General features: G+C 68.3%; 5 protein-coding genes and 1 pseudogene. All 6 read right to left on the bottom strand.

What is annotated here, in order from left to right; translation table 11 throughout:
- Positions 1–236, bottom strand: a pseudogene (locus tag R1101_RS27140) (alpha/beta fold hydrolase); the annotation flags it as partial.
- 40 nt (positions 237–276) lie between these two features.
- Complete coding sequence (locus tag R1101_RS0116700; protein WP_016934517.1) at positions 277–1,200, bottom strand: AurF N-oxygenase family protein; 924 nt, start codon at positions 1,198–1,200, stop codon at positions 277–279.
- A 118-nt stretch (positions 1,201–1,318) separates the two neighbouring features.
- On the bottom strand, positions 1,319–1,609 hold the full coding sequence (locus R1101_RS0116705; protein ID WP_016934518.1) for a DUF2516 family protein: 291 nt from the start codon (positions 1,607–1,609) through the stop codon (positions 1,319–1,321).
- Positions 1,610–1,673: 64 nt separating this feature from the next.
- The gene (locus R1101_RS0116710) at positions 1,674–2,588 is read right to left on the bottom strand and encodes a hypothetical protein (protein ID WP_016934519.1); all 915 of its coding nucleotides are present in this window, start codon (positions 2,586–2,588) and stop codon (positions 1,674–1,676) included.
- A complete protein-coding gene (locus R1101_RS0116715) occupies positions 2,585–3,061 on the bottom strand; it encodes a helix-turn-helix domain-containing protein (protein ID WP_026003373.1) in 477 nt (158 codons plus the stop codon). Before R1101_RS0116715 ends, R1101_RS0116710 begins: the two co-directional genes overlap by 4 nt.
- Positions 3,062–3,122: 61 nt before the next feature.
- Positions 3,123–4,334, bottom strand: a complete 1,212-nt coding sequence (locus R1101_RS0116720; RefSeq protein WP_425337685.1) for a DUF445 domain-containing protein — start codon at positions 4,332–4,334, stop codon at positions 3,123–3,125.
- Between the last annotated feature and the right edge of the window lie 71 nt (positions 4,335–4,405).

Below are 4,405 nucleotides of genomic sequence, written 5' to 3' on the forward strand. Positions count from 1 at the left end.
AGCACGGGGGCATCCGCGTCGCCGTACGCGAGCACGTTGAGGCGAGCACCGTCCTCGGTGCGCACGTCGACAACCTCGGGTTCGATCTCCGGCTCCCGCAGCAGGGCGTGCGGCGCGACATCCTCGGCACGCACGACCGCCCGGCGACGCCGGCGAACGAGGACGGCGGTGGACGCCGCGGCGGCAAGGACGATCGATCCCGCGACGATCGACGCGGTCGGGGACGGCTTTCTCACGGGTGCAGATCTCCTGTCGGTTCGGTGGAGCGGCGCGGTGTCACAGGACGTGCGCGCGACGCAGCAGCAGGGTGGACGGACCGCCGACCAGTCCCACCTCGTCGAGGAACTCGATGGTGCGGCGGGTGCCCTGACGGAGCCTGTCGTGATAGTGCTTGTTCTCCCGCGCGGCCTTCTTCGCTTCGTCGACGTCGAGTCCGGCCGCGGCGTACACCTGGTCGTTCACCAGACTGGTGACGACGAAGTAGGCGCTCACCCCGAGGTGGAGCCGGATCCATGCTCGTTCGAGGCGGCCGAGTCGCGCCGACCGCCTGCGGGTCTCCTCGCGGGCGTAACGGATATGCCGCGACTCCTCCACGACGTGGATGTGACTCACCGTCCGGGTGATCGGCTGCACCCGTTCGTCGCGCAGGAAGTCGCGCTGCATCATGTCGAGGATCTCCTCGGCGAACAGGGTGCCGCCGTAGGCGAGAGCGCCGCGAGCCACAGCCTTGAACACCCGGCCCGTCTCGCGGATCCAGCGCCGGGGACGATAGGACGGTATCCCGTACCGCTGCGCCGACCGGGCGAACATGACCGAGTGCCTGCATTCGTCTGCGATCTCGGTGAGACCGAACTGCACGTAGGGGGTCGCCGGATCGCGCCGGTAGAGATCGCGGACGAGCATCTGCATGAGGATCATCTCGAACCAGATGCCGGTACCGGCGATGCTCGCGGCCTCGTGCTCGGTGAGGGTGATGCGCTGGTCCTCCGACATGCGTTCCCACAGGTCGGTGCCGTACAGGCTGCACCACTCCGGCGTCATGCCGTACTTGCCGTCCACGAGTGGCGCGTCCCAGTCGATCTCGAGCCCGGGATCGTAGGACAGCCGTGCCGCCGAATCGAGCAGGCGTTGCGCGGTCTCCTGCCGGGCGTCCGCGGAATGTTCACCCGGCAGGCTGTCGTGCTTTCGCAGGAGCGTCATCGCCGACCACCTCGTCTCGGAAATTATCCGTTACCCGAAGTGTCATTATCTGGATCACACTTGTCAAGCGAGCCGCACGCGCATGCGCCCTACCACCGAGGACGCCGAACCTCCCCGGTCACCACCGAGGACGCTGAACCTCCTCGACACGCGGACGGACGTCCACGAGGTACACGCACACCGCCACCACCGCGATGATGCCGAGCAGACCGACCGCGCCGAAGACGACGAGGACGAGCAGCGCGGCCACGAGGATGCCGAGCCAGATGGGTTTGCTCAGCTTGTCGACGGCCGGAAACGCCTCGGCGGGCTGACGCACCACGTGGAACAGCGCGAATCCCGCCCCGGCAATGGCGATGATCTGCAGCGCGAGGATGATCAGACCGGCAAGAGAATCGACATTCGTCACCTCACCAGTCTACGAGAATCGGCCCCCGCGCGAGTTCGCGCAGGGGCCGATCGATCGCCGCAGGTCAGGAGCCGCTGGTCTTGCGCGGCGCCGCCTTCTTGGCAGGGGTCTTCTTGGCCGGAGCCTTCGCCGCGGGCGTCTTGGCGGGGGCCTTGGCCGGGGTCTTGGCCGGAGCCTTCGCCGCGGGCGTCTTGGCGGGAGCCTTGGCCGGGGCCTTCGCGGGGGCCTTGGCGGGGGTCACCGCGACCGGCTCGACCGGGGTGGCCACCGATTCGACCTTCTCGGCAGCCTTGTCGGCCGCCTCGCGAACCTCGCCGCGCGCCGACTCGACCCGTCCCGCGGTCTCGGAGCCCGCCTCCTCGGCACGCTCACCGAGTGCGACGACACGCTCGGCGGCCTTGTCGCCGGCGCTCGACACGGCCTCGCTCACGTCGTCGCTCGCCTCCGAGATGCGGCCGGCCGCACGACCCGCGAGCTTCGCGGCCTGCTCGCCGACCTCGCGGGTCCGGCGGGCCACCGTCCCGAGGGCTTCCTCCGTGAGATCGGCGGCGTCGCCGAGCACCGCTTCGGCACGACCGATGCCGTCCTCGAGGCCCGGCTGGGTACGCAGGCGCTCGATGGTCTCCTCGCCGCGCTCGGCGAGAGCGGTGTAGAGGTCGGAGGCCACCTTCAGGTACGCCTCGGCCACCTTGCGCAGTTCGTCGGAGCTGAAACGCTCACGCAGTTCCGCGATCTCCTCGGGCAGCTCCGCCGGAAGTTCGGCGAGACGCTCGCGGAGGGATTCGACGGTCTCGGTGAGATCGGCGGGCAGGGCCGCGAAGCGGTCGCGGGCGGTTTCGACCCGGTCGGCGACCTCGTTGCGGTTGGTTTCCGCACGACGACGCGCCTGGGCCACGAGGTCGGCGACGGCCTGGACGACGGCGTCGCCGGCACCGACCGCGGCGTAGAGGGAGGTTCGGATGCTGGTGGGATCGGTCATGGAGATTTCTCCTCGTCGAAGTCTGTCGGATGGTCGGGCCGGGCATCGCCGGCGTCCTGCCGGTTCTCTCGGCAGAACGAGTCGTAGATGTCGAGCAGGACCTGCTTCTGCCGTTCGGTGAGAACGGTGTCGACGAGCACCGCATCGCGCACGGCGCTCTCCGCTCGATGCTCGAGGATCCCCGCTCGTACGTAGAGAACCTCTGCCGAGAGCCGCAGCCCCTTGGCGATCTGGGCGAGCACTTCTGCGGACGGCTTGCGCAGGCCGCGTTCGACCTGGCTCAGGTACGGGTTGCTGACACCGGCCAGTTTCGACAACTGACGGAGTGAGACCTGAGCAGCCTCGCGCTGGGACCGGATGAACGCACCGATGTCCTGGGCGGCGTTGTTGACCACCCGTGCGGCGATATCCCCCGGCCCGGCACTGTCGTCCGGCGTGTCCGAGCCCTCGATCGGATCTGGTTCCGTGGACACGAGACCCACTCTACGGACAGGTGCTAGCTACAGCAAGCACTCTGCTAGCACGTGACGGGTGTCACGCGAACAGCAGTTCGGACACCGTGTAGATCGCGAGTCCGGCGAGCGAGCCGACCACCGTGCCGTTGATGCGGATGAACTGCAGGTCGCGCCCCACCGCGAGCTCGATCTTGCGGCTGGCTTCCTCCGCGTCCCAGCGCTCGACGGTCTCGCGGATGACGGAGGTGATCTCGTCGGCGTAGTTGGCCGCGACGAAGCGCACCGCGTCGAGCAGCCAGCCGTCGATCTTGGTTCGCAATTCGGCGTCCTCGCGTACCCGGATACCGAACGCCATGACGTTCTCCGCGATCTTCGTGCGCAGCGTGCTGTTCGGGTCGTCCACCGAGTCCAGGATCATCCGCTTCGCCGTCCGCCAGGTCGCCGCGGCGAGCCCGGTGATCTCGTCCCGCCCCATGATCTCGGCCTTGACCTTCTCCGCCTTGGCGATGGTCACGGGATCGCTCTGCAGGTCGCGGGCGTAGTCGGCCAGGAACTTGTTGACCGCGAGGCGCACCTCGTGGTCGGGATTCGAACGGATCTTCCACGTGAACTCCACGAGTTCGCGGTGGATCTTCTCCCCGAGCAGCAGGTCGACGAACTTCGGCGACCACGACGGCGAGTCGCGGCTGATCACGCGATCGATGGTCTCCTGACTCCCGAGCGCCCACTGGTGCGCTCGTTCGGCGAGCATGTCGACGAGCGGGAGGTGCCGGTTCTCGGCGAGCAGCTCGGTGAGGACACGCCCGAGCGGCGGTCCCCACTCCGGTTCGGCGATGCGTTTGACGATGGTGTGGTCGATGATCTGCTGGATGTCGTCCTCCCGCAGGATCCCGACCACACCCCGCAGGACCGTCGACGTCTCCTTGGCGACCCGGGCGGCGTTGGCGGGTTCGGCGAGCCAGCTACCGACCCGCAGCGGGATCTGCGCCGACTCGACCTTGGCGGACACCACTTCGGGGGCGAGGAAGTTGCTGCCGACGAACGAGCTCAGGTTGGCACCGAGCTGGTCCTTCTTCCGCTTGATGATCGCCGTGTGCGGGACGGGAATCCGCAACGGGTGCCGGAACAGGGCGGTCACGGCGAACCAGTCGGCGAGCGCGCCGACCATGCCGGCCTCGGACGCCGCCCGCACGTAACCCACCCACGCCCCGGCGCCGCGGGTTTCCTGCCACCGGCAGAAGAGATAGATGATCGCGGCAACGACGAGGAACCCGGTCGCGACCGCCTTCATACGGCGGAGGTCTCGGCGTTTGATCTCGTCATCGGTCGTCAGGAGCTGCACCCGATCGATTGTGCCGAAAG

Origin of the sequence: Rhodococcus sp. R1101 (genome assembly GCF_000278445.1) — a bacterium.
GTDB classification, from domain to species: Bacteria; Actinomycetota; Actinomycetes; order Mycobacteriales; family Mycobacteriaceae; genus Rhodococcus; species Rhodococcus gordoniae.

Coding starts and splice junctions, on each gene's coding strand:
- R1101_RS0116700 (WP_016934517.1), bottom strand. CDS start 1,200: ATGACGCTCCTGCGAAAGCACGACAGCCTGCCGGGTGAACATTCCGCG.
- R1101_RS0116720 (WP_425337685.1), bottom strand. CDS start 4,334: ATGAAGGCGGTCGCGACCGGGTTCCTCGTCGTTGCCGCGATCATCTAT.
- R1101_RS0116710 (WP_016934519.1), bottom strand. CDS start 2,588: ATGACCGATCCCACCAGCATCCGAACCTCCCTCTACGCCGCGGTCGGT.